This is a genomic window from Streptomyces sp. S4.7 (assembly GCF_010384365.1).
Classification (GTDB): domain Bacteria; phylum Actinomycetota; class Actinomycetes; order Streptomycetales; family Streptomycetaceae; genus Streptomyces.
This window is the reverse complement of the sequence record NZ_CP048397.1, coordinates 4,196,782-4,217,881: the sequence shown is the minus strand read 5'-3', so window position 1 is coordinate 4,217,881 and position 21,100 is coordinate 4,196,782. Positions and strand designations below refer to the sequence as shown.

Below are 21,100 nucleotides of genomic sequence, written 5' to 3'. Positions count from 1 at the left end.
CCGACTGGTTAGGCTCGAATGTGTGAGCAGGCTCCAGGTCGTCAGCGGCAAGGGGGGCACCGGTAAGACGACGGTCGCCGCCGCCCTCGCGCTCGCCCTCGCGACGGAGGGCAAACGCACCCTCCTTGTAGAGGTCGAGGGCAGACAGGGCATCGCACAGCTCTTCGAAACGGAGGCGCTTCCTTACGAAGAACGGAAGATCGCCGTCGCCCCGGGCGGCGGCGAGGTGTACGCGCTGGCGATCGACGCCGAGCGCGCGCTCCTCGACTACCTCCAGATGTTCTACAAGCTCGGCAGCGCGGGCCGCGCCCTCAAGAAGATCGGCGCCATCGACTTCGCCACCACCATCGCACCGGGCGTCCGGGACGTCCTGCTGACGGGCAAGGCGTGCGAAGCCGTACGCCGCCGCGACAAGCGGGGCCGGTTCACGTACGACTACGTCGTGATGGACGCCCCGCCCACCGGCCGCATCACCCGCTTCCTGAACGTGAACGACGAGGTGGCCGGGCTCGCGAAGATAGGGCCGATACACAACCAGGCCCAGGCCGTGATGCGCGTGCTCAAGTCACCCGGGACCGCGGTGCATCTGGTGACCCTCCTTGAGGAGATGCCCGTCCAGGAGACCGCCGACGGCATCGGCGAGCTGCGCGGCGCCGAACTGCCCGTCGGCAAGGTGATCGTGAACATGGTGCGCCCGCACGTCCTCGACGAGGAGGCCGTCAACGCAGTGGCGGGCGACCGTCGTAAAGAGGTCACCAAGGCGCTCGCGGCGGCCGGCGTCGGCGCCCCCACGAAGCTCGTGGGACCGCTCCTTGAGCAGGCCGCGGAGCACGCCCAGCGCGTGGAGCTGGAGCGCGAACAGCGAGCCGTCCTGGCGCGGCTCGGGCTGCCCACGTACGAACTCCCCCTGATCGGTGAGGGGATGGACCTCGCCGGTCTGTACCGCCTGGCGGGGGAGCTACGGAATCTCGGGGAGGTCTGATGACTCTGGACCCGGCGGTGCCCCCGCTCGAAGTCGATCCGCTGCTCGACGACCCGCAGACACGCATCATCGTATGCTGCGGATCCGGCGGCGTGGGCAAGACGACGACGGCGGCGGCTCTCGGCGTACGGGCCGCGGAGCGCGGCCGCAAGGTGGTCGTGCTGACCATCGACCCGGCCCGCCGGCTCGCCCAGTCCATGGGCATCGACTCGCTCGACAACACCCCGCGGCAGGTCAAGGGCATCGAGGGCAGCGGTGAACTGCACGCGATGATGCTCGACATGAAGCGGACCTTCGACGAGATCGTCGAGGCGCACGCCGACGCGGACCGGGCCCGAGCCATCCTGGAGAACCCCTTCTACCAGTCCCTGTCGGCCGGTTTCGCGGGCACGCAGGAGTACATGGCGATGGAGAAGCTCGGGCAGTTGCGGGCCCGCGACGAGTGGGACCTGATCGTCGTCGACACCCCGCCCTCGCGCTCCGCACTGGACTTCCTGGACGCGCCGAAGCGGCTCGGCTCGTTCCTGGACGGGAAGTTCATCCGGTTGCTGATGGCCCCGGCGAAGATGGGCGGCCGGGCCGGGATGAAGTTCCTGAACGTCGGGATGTCGATGATGACCGGCACCCTCGGGAAGCTGCTCGGCGGCCAATTCCTGCGCGACGTGCAGACGTTCGTGGCCGCGATGGACACGATGTTCGGCGGTTTCCGTACGCGCGCGGACGCGACGTACCGACTGCTCCAGGCGCCCGGCACGGCCTTCCTGGTGGTCGCCGCGCCGGAGCGGGACGCGCTGCGCGAGGCGGCGTACTTCGTGGAGCGGCTGGCCGCCGAGGGGATGCCGCTCGCCGGTCTCGTCCTCAACCGGGTGCACGGCAGCGGCGCCGCCCGGCTGTCGGCGGAGCGGGCGCGGGCCGCCGCGGAAAATCTTGAAGAGGGTCGCATTGTGGATCAGGGCCGCGGGAAGGATGGAGTGCGTGAGGCCGCTGCCCCCGCGGGCTCATCTCCCGACGCCCCCGAAGCCCCAGAGGCATCCCGTACGCCCGAGCCGCACGAGGAATCGCAGACGTCCGAACCGTCGATTTCCGCACCGCAATCCGAACCGCCGTCCGAACAGCCGTCGGTCAATCAGCTGACCGCCGGTTTGCTGCGCCTGCACGCGGAACGTATGCAGGTACTCAAGCGTGAGCAGCGCACGCGCGACCGCTTCACCGCGCTCCATCCCGAGGTGCCCGTGGCCGAGGTCACGGCACTGCCCGGCGATGTGCACGACCTCGCCGGGCTCCGGATCATCGGCGTCCGCCTCGCGGGCGAGGACCCGGCGCCCGGGGGCTCGTGACCGGCAGCGCGTGACCGGCAGCGCGTGACCGACGGGTACGTGACCGGGCCTTTCGGTGCCCCGGCACTTGCGCGACGGGGCCTTGGGAAACGGGCACTTCGGTGCACGGCCCTGTCCGCGTAACGGGCCACGCGACGGCCGCCGCACGGTGATGGCCGCGCGGTGGCGAACGGCCGTGCGCGACCGGCCCCGTGGTGACCGGCGCGCTGACGACTCGTGACCCGCAGGTGTGTGCGCGCGTCCGCCGCGCTCCGTACCGCGGCCTACCCCACCGCCGCCCATGTCTCGTCGATGACGTCGGCGTAGTGGCGCGAGCCGTACGTCTCGTCGTCGTCCTCAAGGCCGGCGGGCAGAATGCCCGCGCTGCGCTCGTACTCGGTGCGTGCGGTTTCGAGCAGCCGTCGCCAAGAGGTGACAGTGGGGCGTCTGCGCAGCAATGCGCGTCGCTCCCGCTCGGTCATTCCGCCCCACACGCCGAATTCGACGCGGTTGTCCAGCGCGTCGGCCAGGCACTCCGTCCGCACCGGGCATCCGGTGCACACCGCCTTGGCCCTGTTCTGCGCTGCGCCCTGTACGAACAATTCATCCGGATCGGTAGTGCGGCATGCTGCTTGCGCACTCCAGTCGGTTACCCAGCCCATCCCGGCGCCGTCCTCTCCCGAATCGAGGCTCCCCCACGGCGGAAGCGGCATATTCACCGCTGCCAGTTGAGGACGTTACGGAAGGTGGGCACAGCGCAACACCCCCTTCGGGCCCAATCTTGAATGGCCCGAACGGACTATGCGTACGCGGCAGATCACCCAGGGGAGTGACCCGAGGACATCCGCGACGAACCCCGACAGGTCGGGATGTTTCAGTTGAGCCACAACGGACGCCAGATGGCGTAAGGGGCGGAATCGGACAGGACTTCCAACGCGTCTGCGGCGGAACGTGGTTCGCCGGATGTTCACGTCGAGGACTTGATACGAAACAGCACTGCTGTGACAGTTGAGTGCAGCTTAGGCCAGAGCCTTTATGTGTGTCCGGCGAATGACAACGTAGGCTGCTGGCATGCCAAAGAAGCGCTCCGGCGGCGGTCTGACCGGGACCCAGCAGGCCGCCAAGTTCCTCGGTGTCAGTGTGCTCGCGGGAGCGGTGCTGGCGGGAATCGCCTTGCCCGCCTTCGGAGTTCTGGGCCTGGCGGCCAAGGGCACGGTCGAGGGATTCGACGAGATCCCGGCCAATCTCAAGACGCCGCCGCTCAGTCAGCGCACCACGATCCTGGACAAGGACGGCGGCCAGATCGCCACCGTCTACTCACGTGACCGCACGGTCGTCCCGCTCGTCGGCATCTCGCCGTACATGCAGAAGGCGATCGTCGCGATCGAGGACTCGCGCTTCTACGAGCACGGGGCGGTCGACCTCAAGGGCGTTCTGCGCGCGGCCAATCGCAACGCGCAGTCGGGCGGCGTTTCCCAGGGCGCGTCGACCCTCACCCAGCAGTACGTGAAGAACGTCTTCGTCGAGGAGGCGGGGGACGACCCCGACAAGGTCGCCCAGGCCACCCAGCAGACCATCGGCCGCAAGATCCGCGAGCTCAAGTTCGCGATCCAGGTCGAGGAGGAGCTGGGTAAGAAGAAGATCCTCGAGAACTACCTGAACATCACCTTCTTCGGACAGCAGGCGTACGGCGTCGAGGCCGCCTCGCACCGCTACTTCTCCAAGTCGGCGAAGGACCTGAAGCTGGAGGAGGCGGCGCTGCTGGCGGGCCTCGTCCAGTCGCCGAGCCGGTACGACCCCGTGAACAACACGGAGGAGGCGACCGAGCGCCGCAACACCGTGATCCAGCGCATGGCCGACGTGAAGGACATCTCGCAGACCGAGGCGGACCGCGCGAAGAAGACCGACATCAATCTGAAGGTGAGCCGTCCCAAGAACGGCTGCATCACGGCGGTCAAGGGCGCGGGCTTCTTCTGTGACTACGTACGGAAGGTGTTCCTCACCGACCCCTCCTTCGGCAAGACGCAGGAGGACCGGGCCAAGGTCTGGAACCAGGGCGGTCTGACCGTCCGCACGACGCTCGACCCGCAGGCGCAGGAATCGGCGCAGGAATCGATCAAGAAGCACGTCTACAAGACGGACGAGGTCGCCACCGCCCTGTCGATCGTCGAGCCGGGCACCGGCAAGATCCTGGCCATGGGACAGTCGCGGCCGTACGGCGGCGGCAAGAGCGAGACCTACATCAACCTGTCGGTGGACGAGGACATGGGCGGCGGCGCCGGCTACCAGCCGGGATCGACCTTCAAGCCCATCGTCGCGGCGGCGGCCCTGGAGCAGGGCATCCAGCCGACGCAGTCGTACCCCTCGCCCTACCAGATGGACTACCCGAGCCCCGTGCAGACCTGCAAGGGCCCGTGGACGGACCAGGGCGTCCCGGTCGAGAACGAGAACGAGACCGAGGTCGGCCCGTACGGGATGAAGGAAGCGACCGCCAAGTCGGTCAACACCTACTACGTACAGCTGATCAGCCAGATCGGCGTCTGCCCGGTGACAGAGCTGGCCCGGAAGATGGGCGTCGAGCGGGCCAACGGCAAGGCGATCGACCAGGTCCCGTCGATCACGCTGGGCACGCAGGAGATGTCACCGCTCACGATGGCCTCGGGGTACGCGGCGTTCGCCAACCGCGGTACGTACTGCACTCCGATCGCCATCTCGTCGATCACCGACCCCAACGGCAAGGAGATGGACGTCCCGAAGTCGACCTGCTCGCGGGCGATGTCGGAGAAGACGGCCGACACCATAAACACACTGCTGGCGGGCGTGGTCGAGGACGGCACGGGCCAGGAGGCGGGCCTCGGCAGCAGGCCGAGCGCGGGCAAGACCGGTACCACCGACTTCCGGCTCGCCGCGTGGTTCGTCGGCTACACGCCGAACATGGCGGGCGCGGTGTGGGTCGGTGACCCGGCGCACAAGAAGAAGATGGTGGACATCACCATCGGCGGCCAATACCACGACAAGGTCTTCGGTGGCGCCGTGCCCGGACCGATCTGGCGCGACGCGATGGGCGGCGCGCTCGACGGCAAGGAAGCGCCCGGGTTCAACACCATCAACATCCCGGATCCGGAGAAGGACAAGGACAAGGACAAGGACCGCGACCGGCCGGGCGACAACGGCGGCGGTGACAACGACGGGGGCGGTGAGGGCGACGGTGACGGTGGCAACGGCGACCAGGACCCGGGCCAGGGTCCCGGGAGGCCGGGCGGGAACGACAACGGGGGGAACGGCGGGGATCCGTTCCCGGACTTCCCGGGCACGTTCGGGTAAGCCATAGAGGTCGTACAGGCCATGGAGAGGGGCTCTCGGCCGATCGGAGGTATCGATCGGCCGAGAGCCCCTCTCGCATGCGTGTACCGACGTGCGTGCACGGACGGCCGTGCGTGTACCGACGTGCGTGCACGGACGGCCGTTCGGACGGCTCAGCCGGTGGCGAGGCTCCGCTTGACCGCGGCGGCGACGCGACCGCCCTCGGCGCGGCCCGCGACCTTCGGTCCGACGATCTTCATGACGGCGCCCATCGCGCGCGGCCCCTCCGCGCCGGCGGCCTTCGCCTCACCGACGGCCTGGCCCACGATCGCGTCGAGCTCGTCGTCGGACAGCTGCTGCGGCAGGTACGCGTCGAGCAGCACGCCCTCCGCCTTCTCCCGCTCGGCCTGCTCGGCCCGCCCGCCCTGCGCGAAGGCCTCGGCGGCCTCGCGGCGCTTCTTGGCCTCCTTGGCGATCACCTTCTGCACCTCGTCGTCGGAGAGCTCACGCGCCGACTTGCCGGAGACCTCCTCCTTGGAGATCGCGGCGAGGGTCAGCCGGAGGGTGGCGGAACGCAGCTCGTCGCGCGCCCTGATCGCGGCGATGAGGTCGTCGTGCAGCTTGGACTTGAGCGTGGTCATGCGGACAGTGTGTCAGGTACGGCCCAAGGCCCGCCGACGAGTTTTTCCGGCGCCGTGGGCGGGCGCGGGGGCAACCGCGGGAACGGCCATCGGGTGATGATCGGATGATCATCGGGGTCCGTCGGGTGATCGTGGGGTGTGACCGCGTGGGCGGTGCGTGTCTGCGACGATGACACCATGCGCGCACGCTACGGAGTCCCCCTGAAAGTCACCGCGGGAATCGCGGCCGTCGGGGCGGCCGGCCTCGCCTACGCCGCCGGTTTCGAGGCCCGCTCCTTCCGGCTGCGACGGGTGTCCGTCCCCGTACTGCCGGAAGGCATGCGACCGCTGCGGGTCCTGCACGTCTCGGACATCCACATGGTCAGCGGCCAGCGCAAGAAACAGCGCTGGCTCCGCTCCCTGGCCGGCCTGCGCCCCGACTTCGTCGTGAACACCGGCGACAACCTCTCCGACCCGGAGGGCGTACCGGAGGTGCTCGACGCGCTGGGCCCGCTGATGGAGTTCCCGGGCGTCTACGTCTTCGGCTCCAACGACTACTACGGCCCCGCGCTGCGCAACCCGGCGCGCTACATCTACGAGAAGGCCCAGGGCAAGCACGGTCTGAACGGCAACGCACCGGCGGTCAACGTCGTCCACAACCCGTGGGAGCCGATGCGCGACGCCTTCGACGCGGCGGGCTGGGTGGGCCTCACCAACGCCCGCGGCCGGCTCAAGATCGACGGCCACGAGATCGCCCTCACGGGCGTCGACGACCCGCACATCAAGCGCGACCGCTACGCCGAGGTCGCGGGCGGCCCGGAACCGGACGCGGACCTGTCGATCGGCGTGGTCCACGCCCCGTACCTCCGCACGCTGGAGGCGTTCACCTCGGACGGTTACCCCCTGATCCTGGGCGGTCACACCCACGGGGGCCAGCTCCGCATCCCGTTCTACGGCGCCCTGGTCACCAACTGCGACCTGGACACGGCCCGCGCGCGGGGCCTGTCGACGTACGACGCCGGGGGCCGCACGGCCTACCTCCACGTCTCGGCGGGCTGCGGCACGAACCGCTACACCCCGCTCCGCTTCGCCTGCCCCCCGGAGGCCACGCTCCTGACCCTCACCCCACCCCGCTGACCCTGCCCTCCCGGCCCTAAACCGGATTTCGCCTGCGGCCGCTGGTGGGCTAAAGTAATCGATGTCGCAGCGACACGGGCGACATCGGGGTGTAGCGCAGCTTGGCAGCGCGCTTCGTTCGGGACGAAGAGGTCGTGGGTTCAAATCCCGCCACCCCGACAGCCAAAGCAGCAGCTCAGGGGCCTGATCCGCATTGTGGGTCGGGTCCCTGAGGCGTTTCCGGAGCCGTTGGGCCCGTGGTCAGGTCCAGGCGAGGCGGTTGCCCGTGGTGTTGCGGGCCAGGAAGAGGGTGAGGTAGGCCTGGGAGGCCATGGCCGCTATGCGGTGTTCGCGGCCGTAGTAGGTGTTCTCCGCCGTGGCGCCGTAGGTGCGGCCGTCCGGGAAGCGGGACATGAGGGTCAGTTGGGCCTCGTTGTGGAGGCGTTCCCACTTCGCCGCCGACGGGTCGATGCCGGTGTCCTGGCCCGCGAGGGTGACCAGCAGGTCGAAGTTGCCGAAGTAGAACGGGAAGTGCGTGCCCCAGTCGTTGCCCTCGGGGTAGTGGATCTCCGCCGAGTTCTCGCGATAGATCGGGCTGGTGCCGCCGCCCGGCAGCGGGAAGGGCTTGTCCACCAGGGCGGCGTACGTGCGGTTGATGTTGTGCAGCGCGGCGCGCGGTGCGGGGCGGTTCGCCAGGCCGAAGACGAAGCCCTGGTAGAGGCTCTGGTCGAACGCCACCATGTACAGCGGGTGCAGGCGCGCGTGGTTCTGGAGGGTGCCGTCGTCGGCGATGTTCGTGCCCTGGAGCCAGGTCGACAGCCGGATGCCGTTGATCGTCTCGTCGCCGGTGAGGTCCTGCGGGCAGGCCGCCGCGGCCAGCAGGAGTTCGACGTTGCGGCGCGTCCAGCGGGCGGCGTTGGGGTGGTTCGGCATCATCACCGCGGCGAGGGAGAGCGCCGCCGCGCTCCAGTTGTCCTCTTCCGCCTTGCTGTCGCCGGGTGTGACGACGGTGCCGTCGCGGCGGGTCATGTAGAGCTGCTCACCGCCGGTGCCGATGAGGTGGACGTTGTTTCCGGTGGTCAGCCGGTCCGCCTCCCAGGCCAGCATGGCGGCCAGGTGATCGTGCTCGGCGGTGTCCAGCTTCTCCCAGAACAGCCAGCCGGCCAGCGCGGTGTAGTACGTCCACAGCGCGGTCTGCCACCCGTTGCCCCAACGCGTCGCGGCGTCGGCGTTGTTCGCCCGGTGCCGGGCGGCGAGCGTACGGATGAGGTTGCGGGTCCGGATGGTGGCGTTGGCGGCGGACAGCGTCCGCGGGTCGTAGGTGCCGGTGGTCAGCGCGGTGGTGGCGGCCACCGCCGCCATCGCGGGCAGCCGGATGGCCCGCTCGTCCGTGCCCCGGAGATCGATGTAGCCGTCCGGGAGGTAGCGCGTGTACATCCCCGCGTACCAGGGCCCGATCAGATACCGGGAGCTTCCCGCGAGGATCGCCGTCACCCTTCTTCCAGCGGCGTCGGACCCCGGATACGACCCCAGGCTTCCCCAGGCGATCGGTACGACGTCGTTCTGGGCGGCTCTGGCTGCGGTGGGCACACCGAACGCGGCGGCGGCCCCGAGCGCGCCGGCGGTACCGAGGAACCGGCGGCGGGAGGGCGGGGGAAGGGCGGGCATACGGGCACTCCTGTCACGGGCCGGATGTCCGAACGCGGTCAAGCATGGCAGTGCCAACAAACACCGCACAAGGGTCTATACCATTAGGGATCGATGGCAACAGCCCTGCCGCCAGGGTGATTTGGCCGCGGGTCTTGTCCGGCCGACCGCGTCACTTCGTCGCGTCGTCCATCACCCGCAGGATTTCCGACCAGGGAAGTTCGCGCTTCGGCGGGGCCGCCCGGGGCTCCTGGAGTGGCCAGATGTCGGGGCCCTGGATCAGGTGGACGCCCGCCTGGCGGAGGTGGGTGAGGTGGGTGGGCCAGGCGGGGTGGCGGGCGTGGGCGGCGTTGATGTGGGGGAAGACGATCACCGGGAGGCCGGGGGTACCCAGGGCCTCGGTGAGCTGGGTGAGGGCCTGGTTGTCGGCGATGCCGAGGGCGAGCTTGGCGACCGTGTTCGCCGTCGCCGGGGCCGCCACGTAGCAGTTCACCGGTGGGTGCGGGCGGGGGTCCGAGGGGAGGCGGGGCCGGTCGCGGACCGGGAGGCCGGTGAGGGTCTCCAGGCGGTCCAGTTCGCCGCACGCCCGGAGCCAGTGGCCCGCCGTCGGGGTCAGGGTCACCGCCACCCGCCAGCCGCGGGCCACCGCCGGTTCGACCAGGCCGGTGCGGAGCGACTCCAGCCCGCCGGCCGCCGACGCCACCACTCCGAGGACGCCGCGGGACGTACGCGCTTCACTCATCGTCACAGTCTCGCAGGACTGCGGCCCTCCTTCCGGGGCACACGGTCGGCGACGAACCAACCACCGTCATTCCGGACATGGTTGGCCATCCATCGACATGTTCGGCAGGAGAGAGCAGATGCTCGCAATCGCGGCAGCGGTGGTCTTTTTCATCGCCTTCATACTCAACGCCACCAAGACGTCGACCGACGTCGTCTTCGGTACGACGAGTCTCACGCTCGTCGGACTCACCCTCATCGCCCTGCACCTGGCGGGTGTCGGAGCCGGGTGGCAGGCGCGCGGGCGCGGCCGTCGGCGGTGACGGTGGGGTCAGGAGGCGTAGCGCCAGAAGTCGCGCGGCAGGGATGAGGGGACGGGGCCCGTCGCCTCCAGCTGCGTCAGCAGGATGGTGACCGCACCCGTGGACGGTGTGATGTGGGCGGCCGTTCCCGTACCGCCCACCCAGCCGTAGCGGCCCGCCACGTTCCAGGGGTCGACCGGCGCGATGTCCACCGAGCCGCCGAAGCCCCAGCCCTGGCCCTCCAGGAACAGGGTGCCCGCGTCGCGCTGGGGCCGGGTGAGGTGGTCGGTGGTCATCCGTGCGACGGACGCGGGTGACAGCAGCGTCCTCTCCCCCGCCTTGCCCTTCGCCAGGAGCATCCGGGCGAAGGCGTGCAGGTCGTCGACGGTCGAGACCAGGCCGCCCGCGCCGGACGGGAAGGGCGGCGCCGAACTCCACTGGCCGTCCGGGGTGTCGATCAGTTCGAGGCCGCCGGTCCCGTCCGGCCGGTAGTAGTGCGGCACCCGGTCGCGCTTGCCGGCCGGCACCTCGAACGCCGTGTCCGCCATGCCGAGCGGTTCGAAGATCCGCTCCGCCAGGAACTCCGGCAGCGGACGGCCCGTGACCCTCGCGATCAGCACACCGAGGATGTCGGAGCCGATGTTGTAGAGCCAGACCTCGCCCGGCTGGTGCAGCAGCGGGATACGGGACAGCGTCGCCATCCACTCGTCCGGCGCGGCGACGTGCTGGGGCTGCGGAGGGCCCTGCTTCAGCTCGCTGAACAGCGGTGTGACGGCGGGCAGCGAGAAGTCCGACGGGAAGCCGTGCCCGGAGCGGAAGGTGAGCAGGTCGAAGACGGTGATCGCCCTGACGGCAGGGACCACGTCGTCGACCGGCCCGGCCGGTGTCCGTACGACCATCGGCGACGCGAGTTCGGGCAGCCACCGGTCGACCGGGTCGTCCAGCGCGATACGGCCGTCCTCGACCAGCGTCATGACCGCGGCAGCGATTACCGGCTTCGTGAGCGAGGCGATACGGAAGATCGAGTCCCTGGTCAGGGGCGTCGTGCCTGTCGCATCGGCCGAGCCGGCCTCCGCCACCTCGATACGGTCGCCCCGGGCCACCATGGCCACGGCGCCCGGCAGCGGTCCCTCGTTCACGTACGCCTTGAGCAGGTCGTGCAGATTCGTGGCGTCAGTCGCGTCAGCCGTCGTGTCGGCCGCGTCAGCCGATTCAGTCGCCTTGGTCATGGTTCACCTTTTCGCGTCGCCGCCCGTGCTGTCGTAAATGAGACTCCGGACGGCTCGCGGATTCATCGGTCCGTGTCCGGACGCCGCCGCTTGCGCAGGCGCAGCGAGTTCCAGCTCGCGTCCGCCGTCCAGCCGCCGTCGACCGGCAGCGCCGTGCCGTTCACGAAGCCGCTGCGCGCCGGGTCCGCCAGGAACGCCACCGCCTGCGCGATGTCGTCGGGCGCGGCGAACCGCCCCATCGGCACCCGGTCCACGATGTCCTCGTCCGTGTAGCCGCCGGACGCCTGGTCGGCCGCGTCCATCTCCGTCTTCACCCAGCCCGGACAGACGGCGTTGACCCGTACGCCCCTGCCTCCCCACTCCCCCGCCAGCGTGCGCGTGAGGCCGATCAGACCGTGCTTGCTCGCGTTGTACGCCGCGCGGTCGGAGACTCCGTGCAGTCCGGCGATCGACGCGATGTTGACGATCGAGCCGCCGCCCGCCGCGAGCATCAGCCGGCCCACCGCGCGGGAGAGCAGGAAAGGCCCGGTGAGATTGACGTCCAGGACCCGGCGCCACTGGTCGGCCGTCGTCTCCTCGGCCGGGACGAGCAGCGAGACGCCCGCGTTGTTGACGAGCGCGTCCACCCGGCCGAAGCGCTCGCGGACCTGCTCGGCGAGGCCGGTCACGTACGCCTCCGACGCGACGTCCCCGACCACGGCCACCGTGTCCGCCCCGGCGGCGCGCACGGAGGCGAGGGTGTCCGCCGGGTCCACGATGTCGGCCAGGACCAGCGCGTAACCCTCCTCGGCCAGGACCTCGGCCACCCGGCGGCCGATGCCCTGCGCCACTCCCGTCACCACGGCGACGCGGCCCGCGCCCGCACCTGTTGCTGAGCCTGAACCTGTACTCGGCGTCATTTCAGTCATGAGGTCAGCCTGGACCGGGACACGTGGTCGGCGGAAGCGCTCCGCCGACCGGTCGCGTGGTCAGTAACGCTCGGCCAGGTGCTCGCGGCCGGCCGGGGGCTCGTACGGCTCCGGCCAGAAGTCCGTGATCTCCGCTATCCGGCCGTCCCCGTCCCCCGTGAAGAAACTGACCGCCTGCATCTCCTGCGCGCCCGCCGTGACGCGCAGCCACGTCACCACCTGCCCGGCGTCCGGGTCCGCCACGACCCGTTCCGTACGCACCCGCCAGTCCCCCGGATACTCCACGTTGAACCGCAGAAAGGCGTCCTTGCCGCGAATCCGCTCGCGCGTCTGCGGCAGGTCGTAGACCACCTCCGCCGCGAGGGTGCCGGCGAACGCCGTCCAGTCGCGGGCGTCCGCGGCAGCCCAGTACGTCTCCACTGTCTCCCGGAGTGTCTTCCGAAGCTCGGTCATAGGCGAAGTCTGCACCGTGCCACTGACAGTCGGCGGTCTCGGCGGGGGTCGGCGGTCTCCGCGAGGGTCGGCGGTCTCCGCGGAGGTCGGCGATCTCGGCAGGAGTCGGCAGGAGTCGGTGCTCTCGGCAGGACTTGGCGGTCCCCGCGGCCTCCGGCGGTGTCTTCGCGAACAATGTCCGCACGGTCGTCCGGTTAGTACACTGGCCGTGTGACAGCTACCAGCACCGACGGACGCATCGCACGGGGGAACCAGACCCGCCAACTGATCCTGAAGCACACCGTCCGGATCGCCTCGGTCGAAGGTCTCGGCGGTCTGTCGCTCGGCCGGCTGGCCGGGGAGCTGCGGCTGAGCAAGAGCGGGGTGTTCGCCCTGTTCGGCTCCAAGGAGGAGCTCCAGCTCGCCACCGTGCGCGCCGCCGCCAAGGTGTACATCGACCATGTCGTCCGGCCCGTGCTGGAGTTGCCGGCCGGGCTCGACCGGATCCGGCGGCTGTGCGACGGCTGGCTCTCGTACTCCGAGAACCGGGTCTTCCCCGGCGGCTGTTTCTTCTACTCGGTCTCGGCCGAGTACGACGCACGCGAGGGCAAGGTCCACGACGCGGTGGCGCGGTCCCGCCTCGACTGGGTCGCGTTCGTGGCGCAGAACATCGAGGAGGCCAAGGAGGCGGGCGAGGCGCGGGACGACACCGATGTCCCGCAGCTCACCTTCGAGCTCGTGTCGCTTCTCGAAGGCGCCAACGCCGAGTCCGTCCTGCACGACGACTTCGGCTGCTACGCCAAGGCCGCCAAGGCGATCCTCAACCGGCTGCGGTCCGTGGCGACGGATCCGGCGCTGCTGCCGCTCGCGCCGGCGTCCCGCTGACCACGAAGTCCCGCACGGACGCGGCGACTTGACGGTCACCGATGATCCGCCGGTGACCCAGCCCCCGGGTGACGACCAGCCTCGCCTCCCTGCCGGGCGTGGCGTTGAGCGCCGCGTGGAGTGCGCGCGAGGCCGCGGGGTCGACCAGGTCGTCGTCCTCGTCGTGGACCACCAGGAACGATGACGCGCCCGCCGCCTCAGGCGTACGGATACCCGCCCCCGCACCCGTACCCGTATCCGTACGCGGGACCGAGAAGCGCGACCAGATGTCCCCCTCGCCGGTGAACAGCTCCCGCTCGATACGCCCCCGGAGCTCGCGGTTCAGCCGCGCCCGCAGCCCCAGCCCGGCGCAGAACCCGTCCACCAGATACGCGAAGTCGGGCACACCGCTGATGGCCACGATCCGCTCCGTCCGCACCCCGCGCTCCTGTACGGCGACGAACGTCGCGGTGACCCCGAGGGAGTGCGCCACGACCGTCTCGAACGGTCCGTGCTCCGCGTCCAGCGCCGCGATGATGTCACGCAGGTCGAGGATCGTCATCGTCTCGCCGGTTGCCTCGCCGTGGCCTGGCGCGTCGAAGGCGATCGGGCTGAGGCCGAGGTCGAGCAGCTCGGACACGAGCGTGGCGAAGCGCGAGCCGCGCGACTCCCAGCCGTGCACGATCAGTACGGGCCGTTCGCCCGTACCCCATCGGTAGCTGACGGCCCTCCCCCCGCCCACGGCGATCTCGCCGACCTCGGCCCGGTCCATCACCGGGCGCTCGTCGGGCCGCAGGCGGCTGCGACCGCGCGGCTTGCGGAAGAGGCGGAACGCGACTCTGCCGGCCAGCGCCGGAGAGACGTGGGACGCGGCGTTCAGGGCGGTACGGACGGCTGTCACGGCGAGATCCATGCCGCGTTCTCCTCGGGTCGCTTCGGAGTGGATCGTGGCTCTTCCGTCGAGACGTTAGCACGATCGTTCGGCTAGTTTTATTGCTTAACCGAACGTACGATCGTGCGGTATGGGACCCAATCAGCGCTTCAAGAATGAGCTGGACACCCTCATCGACCAGCAGCTCCTGCCGGAGGACCGCGAGGCGGCCCGGCCCCCGGCGCCGCCGGGCCCGCCGAGCGCGCCGGGACGGACGAACCGGCCCGCACCCGCCGATACCCCGCAGCCGTCCCTCCCGAAGCAGCAGAATGGAGCCCATGACTGAGAAGAACGACCACCGGCCCGGCTCCCCTGTCACACCCGTCGCCCCCGCCGCCCCCGAAGCGGCCCCCGACTGGGAGAAGCGTTTCCGGGCACCCCGCGTCTCGCTGCCCGACTGGGCGGAGGACGCGCCCGACCGCGCGCTGTTCGTGTCCAATGCGACGGGTACGTACGAGCTGTACGCGTGGGACCGCGCCACCGGCGTCCAGCGGCAGGTCACCGACCGCCCCAACGGCACCATGGACGGCGTGCTGACCCCCGACGGCCGGTGGATCTGGTGGTTCAACGACACCGACGGCGACGAGTTCGGTGTCTGGATGCGGCAGCCGTTCGACGCGGCGGAAGCGGGCGCCGGCGCGGGCGCGGGCGGTGCGGAAACGGGCGTGTGCGGTGGCGACGAGGCCGCGACGCCCGGTATCGACGCGGCGTACCCGAGCGGGCTCGCGCTCGGTCGCGACGGGACGGCGGTCGTCGGCTGCTCGACCGACGAGGACGGCTCCACGATCCATGTCCTCCCCGCCGGTGGCGCCGCCCCGGTCGAGATCTACCGGCACCGCGAGTCGGCCGGCGTCGGCGATCTGTCGCACGACGGGACGCTCATCGCCGTCGAGCACACCGAGCACGGCGACGCGATGCACTCCGCGCTGCGCGTGGTGCGCCTCGACGGCACGGCGGTCGCCGAGCTGGACGACACCAAGGGCGGCGGGATCGAGCTGGGCCTGTCGGTACTCGGGTTCGCGCCGGTCGACGGCGACACCCGCCTTCTCGTCGGGCATCAGCGGCGCGGTCGCTGGGAGCCGATCGTGTGGGACGTGGCGTCGGGCGAGGAGACCGATCTGGCGATCGAGCTGCCCGGGGACGTATCGGCCGAGTGGTATCCGGACGGGTCCGCGCTGCTGATCGTGCACAGTTTCGAGGCGCGTAGCGAGCTGTGGCGCTACGACCTCGCCACGCGCGAGCTGACCAGGGTCGAGACGCCCGCCGGTACGGTGTCGGGCGCGACGGCCAGGCCGGACGGCTCGGTGGAGTACCTGTGGTCATCGGCGGCCCGTCCTCCCGTGGTGCGGTCCACGTCGGGCGGCGTCGTACTCGACCCGCCGGGCGCGAAGGCGCCCGAGTCCGTGCCGGTGACCGACGTGTGGGTGGAGGGGCCCGGCGGGCGGATCCACGCGCTGGTGCAGCGGCCCGCGGGCGAGGGCCCGTTCCCGACGGTCTTCGAGGTCCACGGCGGGCCGACCGCGCACGACAGGGACTCCTTCACGGCGGGCCCGGCGGCCTGGGTGGACCACGGCTACGCGGTCGTACGCGTCAACTACCGCGGCTCGACCGGCTACGGCCGCGAATGGACGGACGCGCTCAAGCACCGCGTCGGGCTGATCGAGCTGGAGGACATCGCCGCCGTGCGCGAGTGGGCGGTGTCGTCCGGTCTCGCCGACCCGGCGAAGCTCGTGCTCTCGGGCGGCTCGTGGGGCGGTTATCTGACGCTGCTCGGTCTCGGCACGCAGCCCGACGTCTGGGCGGTGGGGCTGGCGGCGGTACCGGTGGCCGACTACGTCACCGCGTACCACGACGAGATGGAGGCGCTGAAGTCCATGGACCGCACGCTGCTCGGGGGTACGCCGGAGGAGGTCCCGGAGCGGTACGAGGCGTCGTCGCCGCTGACGTACGTGGACGCGGTGCGCGCGCCGGTCTACATCTCGGCGGGCCTCAACGACCCGCGCTGCCCGATCCAGCAGGTGGAGAACTACGTGAACCGGCTGTCGGCGCGTGGCGCGACGCACGAGGTGTACCGGTACGACGCGGGGCACGGGTCGCTGGTGGTGGAGGAGCGGATCAAGCAGGTCGCCCTGGAACTGGACTTCGCGGAGCGCCACCTCGGATAGGACGGGCCGCTGCGCGGGGCCGCGCTCGTCTGCCGGCTCGCACGCCTCTCGGCCCTCGCCGGGGGGGAGCCCGCTCCAGGGTCCTCAATCGCCGGACGGGCTGCATTCGCAGCCGGTCCGGCGAACGCGGGACGAACCCGGCCACGGCCGCCGCGTGAGCAGCCGGTCCGGCGCCTCGGGACGAACGGCCCCCGGCGGGCCCCGGGGACCCCACACCACATGAACCGCCGCATCCACGACCCCTCCCGCGAACGCGGGACCACCCACCGCCTGGCAGGGCTCCGGGCGCCCACACCGGGTGGGCGGGATGCGAATCCCGCCCCTCCGGTGGCTGAGGAGCAACCCGCCCCGTGCTCGCCCCGGGCCGCTGCGTACCGTAGAGGGGTGTACCGGTTCCTGCTGACGCCCCGGTGGTGGGGCATCAATGTCTTCGTGCTGCTGGCCATCCCCTTCTGCATCTTCATGGGGACCTGGCAGCTCGGCCGTTTCGAGGACCGCGTCGATTCGCACCGGAGCGCCGAGGCCGCGCCCGATCCGGCCGAGCGCGCCGCCGCGCCGATCGCGGAGCTGCTGCCCGTCGATCAGGAGACCTCCGGGCGCCACGCGACGGCGAGCGGTACGTACGGGGAGCAACTCCTCGTCCCGAACCGCGAGTTGGACGAGAAGTCCGGCTCGTACGTGCTGGCGCTCCTGCGGACCGACAGCGGCAGGGCGCTGCCCGTCGTACGCGGCTGGCTGCCGGCCGGTGCGGACGTGCCGCCCGCCCCGACCGGCGAGGTCACCGTCACCGGCGCGCTCCAGGCGCCGGAGAACTCCGGCACCGACGGCGCCGACACCCGTGGCGGGCTGCCGAGCGGACAGGTCGGCATCATCAGCGGGGCGTCACTGGTCAACCTCGTGCCGTACGACGTGTACGACGCCTGGGTCACGGTCACCGAGCCCGACGCCGCCGGGCTGACGCCCGTACCGCCTCGGGCGCCGCAAGGCACCGGGCTCGACCTGAAGGCGTTCCAGAACCTCGGGTACACGGGCGAGTGGTTCGTCTTCGTCGCGTTCCTGCTGTTCATGTGGTTCCGGCTGTTCCGGCGTGAGACCGAGGCCGTCAGGGACCGCGCGCTGGGACTGGAGACCGCCGCATAGGCCTCCGCGACACCAACCCCCGACATCAACCCCCGATACCGATACCGACGCCGACACCGCTACGACGCTTCCAGCACGCCCGTCCGGTAGATCGTCCCCGCGCACGCGTTGTCGATCGTCGTCGCCGCCGGGGTCGAACCGGACTCCGGGGTGTGTACGACGTCGATACTGCCGTCCTCCGGCCCCTCATCGCTGCCGAGCTGCGGTGACGGCTCGATCGGCGTCGTTCCGGTGCCGTTCGTCGCACCGCCCGAGCCGCCCTCCGTGGCCGTCGGGTCCGGTGACGGCTCGCCTGTCGGACAGGTGTCGGTCGGCACCCAGGCGAACATCACCTCGTACGCCCCCGACGGCGCGAGCACCAGCGCGGTCGCCTCCTGCGACGGATCGGGCAGGTCGCTCGCGGGGTCGCCCGGCTGGTAGTTCACCACTTCGATCTTTTTCGGGTCGGCGGCGCCCATCGCCTGGAAGACGACGGATCCGTTGCCGCTGACCGAGCAGTTGGTCCCCGAGACGTTGGAGACGCGGAAGCGGCCGTACACCGTGCCGTCCGCCTGCGGTTCGCCCGTCTCGGCCGAGCTGACACCGAGCTGGTCCGCGTCACAGGTCGCCACCGCGCTGGTGAAGCTGCTCTCCGGGTCGTTGCCCGCGCCACCCGTCGTACCGCCCGCCACCCCACCGACGCCCGCCTCGGGCGAGTCCGGGTCGCCGGATTCGCCTTCACCGCCGTCCGATTGGTCCGAGGGGCTGGTGCCGCCCTTCTCACCGTCTTTCGGGCCGCCGTCGGAGCCGGTGCCGCCCTGGACCTGCTCCCCGTGGCCCACGTTGAAAGACTTGCCGTCCGAGGCACTGCCGGTGTTGGCGACGTGCACGAAGGCCGGGACCGCCGTACCGAACAGCAGCGCGGCCGCCGCGACCCCGACGACCGCCTGGCGCTTGCGCGCGCGCCTCGCGGGAACGGCCCTGCGCAGATGGTCGAGGGCGCCGTCGGAGGGCTCGATCTCCTGGACGGCGCCGTGCAGGAGACGGCGCAGCGCCAGTTCGTCGACGACCGCGGCCCCACCGTAGCCGGTCGTGCTTCCCGCGTCTCCGAAGATCGACGCGAGGGGCTGTGTCACCTCAGCCCGTGGGCCGCCGCCGGCCCGTGGTCCTTCGTCGCCGGCCGCGCCTCGCGCGCCACCGGCCACACTGTGGAGGTCTCCGCCCGGTTCTTCTTCCGGCCCGTTGTTCACAGTTCCATTCCCAGTCGACTCGCCCGTCGGGCCGTCCGGCCCCTCCGGCCTTTCGTGATCCTGATCGTGCTCGTACCCGCTCATGCCGTGGCCTCCATGGCGATACGCAGCGCCGCGATGCCCCGCGAGCCGTACGCCTTCACCGAGCCCAGGGATATGCCGAGCGTCTCGGAGACCTGTGCCTCCGTCATGTCCGCGAAGTAGCGCAGCACGAGTACCTCGCGCTGGCGGCGCTGGAGGCCGCGCATGGCCTTGATCAGCGCGTCCCGCTCCAGCAGGTCGTACGCGCCTTCCTCGGCGCTCGCCATGTCGGGCATCGGCTTCGACAGCAGCTTGAGCCCGAGGATGCGGCGGCGCAGCGCGGACCGCGAGAGGTTGACGACCGTCTGGCGCAGGTACGCGAGGGTCTTCTCCGGTTCGCGGACGCGGTTGCGCGCGGAGTGGACGCGGATGAACGCTTCCTGCACAACGTCCTCACACGAGGCCGTGTCGTCCAGGAGCAGTGCCGCGAGGCCGAGCAGTGAGCGGTAGTGCTGTCGATAGGTCTCGGTCAGGTGGTCGACGGTGGTACCGGCTGCCATCGCGTCGTCAGCGCTTTCGCGCCGGTCCGGGATACCGGCCGGGCGTGCCGCCGGCATGGGAGCGATCACCGGCATACCACCGGGCATGCGGGGTCGCCGGGCCGGCCGCACCGAAGTGCCGCGAACCGGGACGACCGCTGTGAAATCGAGAACCTCTGCCACGCCTGTTGGACACGCTTCCCCCACCCAGGGTTGTACGCGTTCGCGCCCGCATTTGACGATGCACCAATTGCCCTCATGCGTAACCGATCTCTTCCACATGCCCCATTTGCCCACGGCACCACACAGGGGCGACCGCTTAGACGCTTCCGGTCAACCGGCGGTTGCGGAAAGTCGAAAGAGCATCGTCCGCCACCGGAACACCCCAGTTCAAGTGGTACAGACCAGCGATTCGCTCACAGGGCGTTCACAGATTCCACAAACAGTCGAGCGGTCAACTCGGGGTGGGTTACCCGCTGTCGGTGCAGCTCATCACGGCTTGGTGGACCCCGTCTACGCGCGGCGCCCCGCTCCCTCTACGCACCCGCGAATTCCCCCGCCACGGCCTCCGCGATCTGCGCGCAGTTGAGTGCCGCGCCCTTGCGGAGGTTGTCGCCGCACACGAACAGCTCCAGCGCCCGCTCGTCGTCCAGCGAACGCCGCACCCGCCCCACCCACGTCGGGTCGGTGCCGACCACGTCCGCCGGTGTCGGGAAGTCGCCGGCCGCCGGATTGTCGAACAGCACCACGCCCGGAGAGGTCGCCAGGATCTCGTGCGCCCGGTCGACCGTGACCGGGCCCTCGAAGCGCGCGTGCACGGCGAGCGAGTGCGCGGTGATCACGGGCACGTGCACGCACGTGACCGCGATCTTCAGATCGGGCAGGTCGAGGACCTTGCGGGTCTCCTCGCGGATCGCCATCTCCTCGGACGACCAGCCGTCCGCCATGAGCGATCCCGCCCACGGCACGACGTTGAGCGCCAGCGGACCGCCGAACGGCCCCGTGATGTCGCCCACCGCGCGCCGTACGTCACCGGGGCTCGTCCCCAGTTCCGTACCGGCCACGGCCGACATCTGCCGGCGCAGCGCCGAGATGCCGTCCTGTCCGGCGGCGCTGACCGCCTGGTACGAGGACACGACCAGCTCGCACACCCCGAACTCGGCGTGCAGCGAGCCCACCGCGACGATCATCGGCATCGTCGCGCAGCCCGGACTCGCGACGATGCCGCGCGGGCGCAGCCGCGCGGCATGCGGATTCAGCTCGGGCACCACGAGCGGTACGTCGGGGTCCATCCGGAACGCGGCGGACGCGTCCACGACGACGGCGCCCTGGGACACCGCGATGGGGGCCCACTGGGCGGACACGGCGTCCGGTACGAGGAACAGCGCGACGTCCACCCCGGCCAGCGCGCTCTCGCCGAGCGCGACGACCTCGGTCTCCTCGCCCCGTACGGCCAGCTTGCGGCCGGCCGCGCGGGGCGAGGCCAGCAGACGGATCTCGCCCCAGACGTCGGCGTGCTGGGACAGGATCTGGAGCATGACGGCGCCGACGCCCCCGGTCGCGCCCACGACCGCGAGCGTCGGCCGGCCGTTCATCGGCCCGCGCTTCCGCGACTTCCCGTCAGCGGCCCGCGAGT

The 21,100-nt window shown here is 70.7% G+C and carries 20 protein-coding genes and 1 tRNA gene; 10 read left to right on the top strand and 11 right to left on the bottom strand.

Annotated features, from left to right (window positions below):
- Nucleotides 1-22: 22 nt before the first annotated feature.
- Nucleotides 23-982 (top strand): ArsA-related P-loop ATPase, encoded by a 960-nt coding sequence (locus tag SSPS47_RS18810; protein ID WP_164252089.1) that lies wholly within the window; start codon nt 23-25, stop codon nt 980-982.
- Entirely contained in the window at nt 982-2,319 is a 1,338-nt protein-coding gene (locus SSPS47_RS18805; protein WP_164252088.1) for an ArsA family ATPase, read from the top strand. Before SSPS47_RS18810 ends, SSPS47_RS18805 begins: the two co-directional genes overlap by 1 nt.
- 263 nt (nt 2,320-2,582) lie before the next feature.
- Here SSPS47_RS18805 and SSPS47_RS18800 read toward each other — a convergent pair whose 3' ends face one another.
- On the bottom strand, nt 2,583-2,960 hold the full coding sequence (locus tag SSPS47_RS18800) for a WhiB family transcriptional regulator (protein WP_187280032.1): 378 nt from the start codon (nt 2,958-2,960) through the stop codon (nt 2,583-2,585).
- A 409-nt stretch (nt 2,961-3,369) separates the two neighbouring features.
- Between SSPS47_RS18800 and SSPS47_RS18790 the strand changes: the two genes are divergently transcribed.
- On the top strand, nt 3,370-5,622 hold the full coding sequence (locus SSPS47_RS18790; protein WP_164252087.1) for a transglycosylase domain-containing protein: 2,253 nt from the start codon (nt 3,370-3,372) through the stop codon (nt 5,620-5,622).
- 152 nt (nt 5,623-5,774) lie between these two features.
- Here the strand turns inward: SSPS47_RS18790 and SSPS47_RS18785 are convergent, their stop codons facing one another.
- Complete coding sequence (locus SSPS47_RS18785) at nt 5,775-6,242, bottom strand: GatB/YqeY domain-containing protein (RefSeq protein ID WP_147873630.1); 468 nt, start codon at nt 6,240-6,242, stop codon at nt 5,775-5,777.
- Nucleotides 6,243-6,419: 177 nt separating this feature from the next.
- Between SSPS47_RS18785 and SSPS47_RS18780 the strand changes: the two genes are divergently transcribed.
- Both SSPS47_RS18780 and SSPS47_RS18775 read left to right on the top strand, forming a co-directional pair.
- Nucleotides 6,420-7,358, top strand: coding sequence for a metallophosphoesterase (locus SSPS47_RS18780; RefSeq protein WP_164252086.1), 939 nt, complete (start codon nt 6,420-6,422; stop codon nt 7,356-7,358).
- An 85-nt stretch (nt 7,359-7,443) separates the two neighbouring features.
- A tRNA-Pro gene (locus SSPS47_RS18775) sits at nt 7,444-7,517 on the top strand.
- Between the two features lie 81 nt (nt 7,518-7,598).
- On the opposite strand, the gene SSPS47_RS18770 is transcribed toward SSPS47_RS18775, so the two are convergent.
- A complete protein-coding gene (locus tag SSPS47_RS18770; RefSeq protein ID WP_164252085.1) occupies nt 7,599-9,005 on the bottom strand; it encodes a twin-arginine translocation signal domain-containing protein in 1,407 nt (468 codons plus the stop codon).
- Between the two features lie 151 nt (nt 9,006-9,156).
- On the bottom strand, nt 9,157-9,726 hold the full coding sequence (locus tag SSPS47_RS18765) for a flavoprotein (RefSeq protein ID WP_164252084.1): 570 nt from the start codon (nt 9,724-9,726) through the stop codon (nt 9,157-9,159).
- A 118-nt stretch (nt 9,727-9,844) separates the two neighbouring features.
- Here SSPS47_RS18765 and SSPS47_RS18760 point away from each other — a divergent pair, with 118 nt between their 5' ends.
- Nucleotides 9,845-10,027, top strand: coding sequence for a hypothetical protein (locus SSPS47_RS18760; RefSeq protein WP_164252083.1), 183 nt, complete (start codon nt 9,845-9,847; stop codon nt 10,025-10,027).
- An 8-nt stretch (nt 10,028-10,035) separates the two neighbouring features.
- On the opposite strand, the gene SSPS47_RS18755 is transcribed toward SSPS47_RS18760, so the two are convergent.
- The 3 genes from SSPS47_RS18755 to SSPS47_RS18745 form a co-directional block, all read right to left on the bottom strand.
- A complete protein-coding gene (locus SSPS47_RS18755) occupies nt 10,036-11,235 on the bottom strand; it encodes a serine hydrolase domain-containing protein (RefSeq protein WP_164252082.1) in 1,200 nt (399 codons plus the stop codon).
- A gap of 62 nt (nt 11,236-11,297) precedes the next feature.
- A complete protein-coding gene (locus tag SSPS47_RS18750; protein ID WP_203557877.1) occupies nt 11,298-12,143 on the bottom strand; it encodes an SDR family oxidoreductase in 846 nt (281 codons plus the stop codon).
- Between the two features lie 60 nt (nt 12,144-12,203).
- Nucleotides 12,204-12,596, bottom strand: a complete 393-nt coding sequence (locus tag SSPS47_RS18745) for a nuclear transport factor 2 family protein (RefSeq protein ID WP_164252081.1) — start codon at nt 12,594-12,596, stop codon at nt 12,204-12,206.
- 210 nt (nt 12,597-12,806) lie between these two features.
- Between SSPS47_RS18745 and SSPS47_RS18740 the strand changes: the two genes are divergently transcribed.
- Nucleotides 12,807-13,460, top strand: a complete 654-nt coding sequence (locus SSPS47_RS18740) for a TetR/AcrR family transcriptional regulator (protein ID WP_164252080.1) — start codon at nt 12,807-12,809, stop codon at nt 13,458-13,460.
- Here the strand turns inward: SSPS47_RS18740 and SSPS47_RS18735 are convergent.
- A complete protein-coding gene (locus SSPS47_RS18735) occupies nt 13,396-14,352 on the bottom strand; it encodes an alpha/beta fold hydrolase (protein ID WP_164252079.1) in 957 nt (318 codons plus the stop codon). The two genes, SSPS47_RS18740 and SSPS47_RS18735, sit on opposite strands and share 65 nt — an antisense overlap.
- A 109-nt stretch (nt 14,353-14,461) precedes the next feature.
- Between SSPS47_RS18735 and SSPS47_RS18730 the strand changes: the two genes are divergently transcribed.
- The 3 genes from SSPS47_RS18730 (at nt 14,462) to SSPS47_RS18720 (ending at nt 17,675) form a co-directional block, all read left to right on the top strand.
- Nucleotides 14,462-14,656 (top strand): hypothetical protein, encoded by a 195-nt coding sequence (locus SSPS47_RS18730; RefSeq protein ID WP_164252078.1) that lies wholly within the window; start codon nt 14,462-14,464, stop codon nt 14,654-14,656.
- Nucleotides 14,649-16,535 (top strand): prolyl oligopeptidase family serine peptidase, encoded by a 1,887-nt coding sequence (locus SSPS47_RS18725; protein ID WP_164252077.1) that lies wholly within the window; start codon nt 14,649-14,651, stop codon nt 16,533-16,535. The genes SSPS47_RS18730 and SSPS47_RS18725 overlap by 8 nt, the downstream gene beginning before the upstream one ends.
- Before the next feature lie 384 nt (nt 16,536-16,919).
- Nucleotides 16,920-17,675, top strand: coding sequence for an SURF1 family protein (locus tag SSPS47_RS18720; protein ID WP_164252076.1), 756 nt, complete (start codon nt 16,920-16,922; stop codon nt 17,673-17,675).
- Between the two features lie 59 nt (nt 17,676-17,734).
- Here the strand turns inward: SSPS47_RS18720 and SSPS47_RS18715 are convergent, their stop codons facing one another.
- The 3 genes from SSPS47_RS18715 to SSPS47_RS18705 form a co-directional block, all read right to left on the bottom strand.
- On the bottom strand, nt 17,735-18,790 hold the full coding sequence (locus SSPS47_RS18715; RefSeq protein ID WP_164252075.1) for a hypothetical protein: 1,056 nt from the start codon (nt 18,788-18,790) through the stop codon (nt 17,735-17,737).
- A 194-nt stretch (nt 18,791-18,984) separates the two neighbouring features.
- The gene (locus tag SSPS47_RS18710; protein ID WP_164252074.1) at nt 18,985-19,647 is read right to left on the bottom strand and encodes a SigE family RNA polymerase sigma factor; all 663 of its coding nucleotides are present in this window, start codon (nt 19,645-19,647) and stop codon (nt 18,985-18,987) included.
- 353 nt (nt 19,648-20,000) lie between these two features.
- Complete coding sequence (locus SSPS47_RS18705; protein ID WP_164252073.1) at nt 20,001-21,059, bottom strand: aspartate-semialdehyde dehydrogenase; 1,059 nt, start codon at nt 21,057-21,059, stop codon at nt 20,001-20,003.
- Between the last annotated feature and the right edge of the window lie 41 nt (nt 21,060-21,100).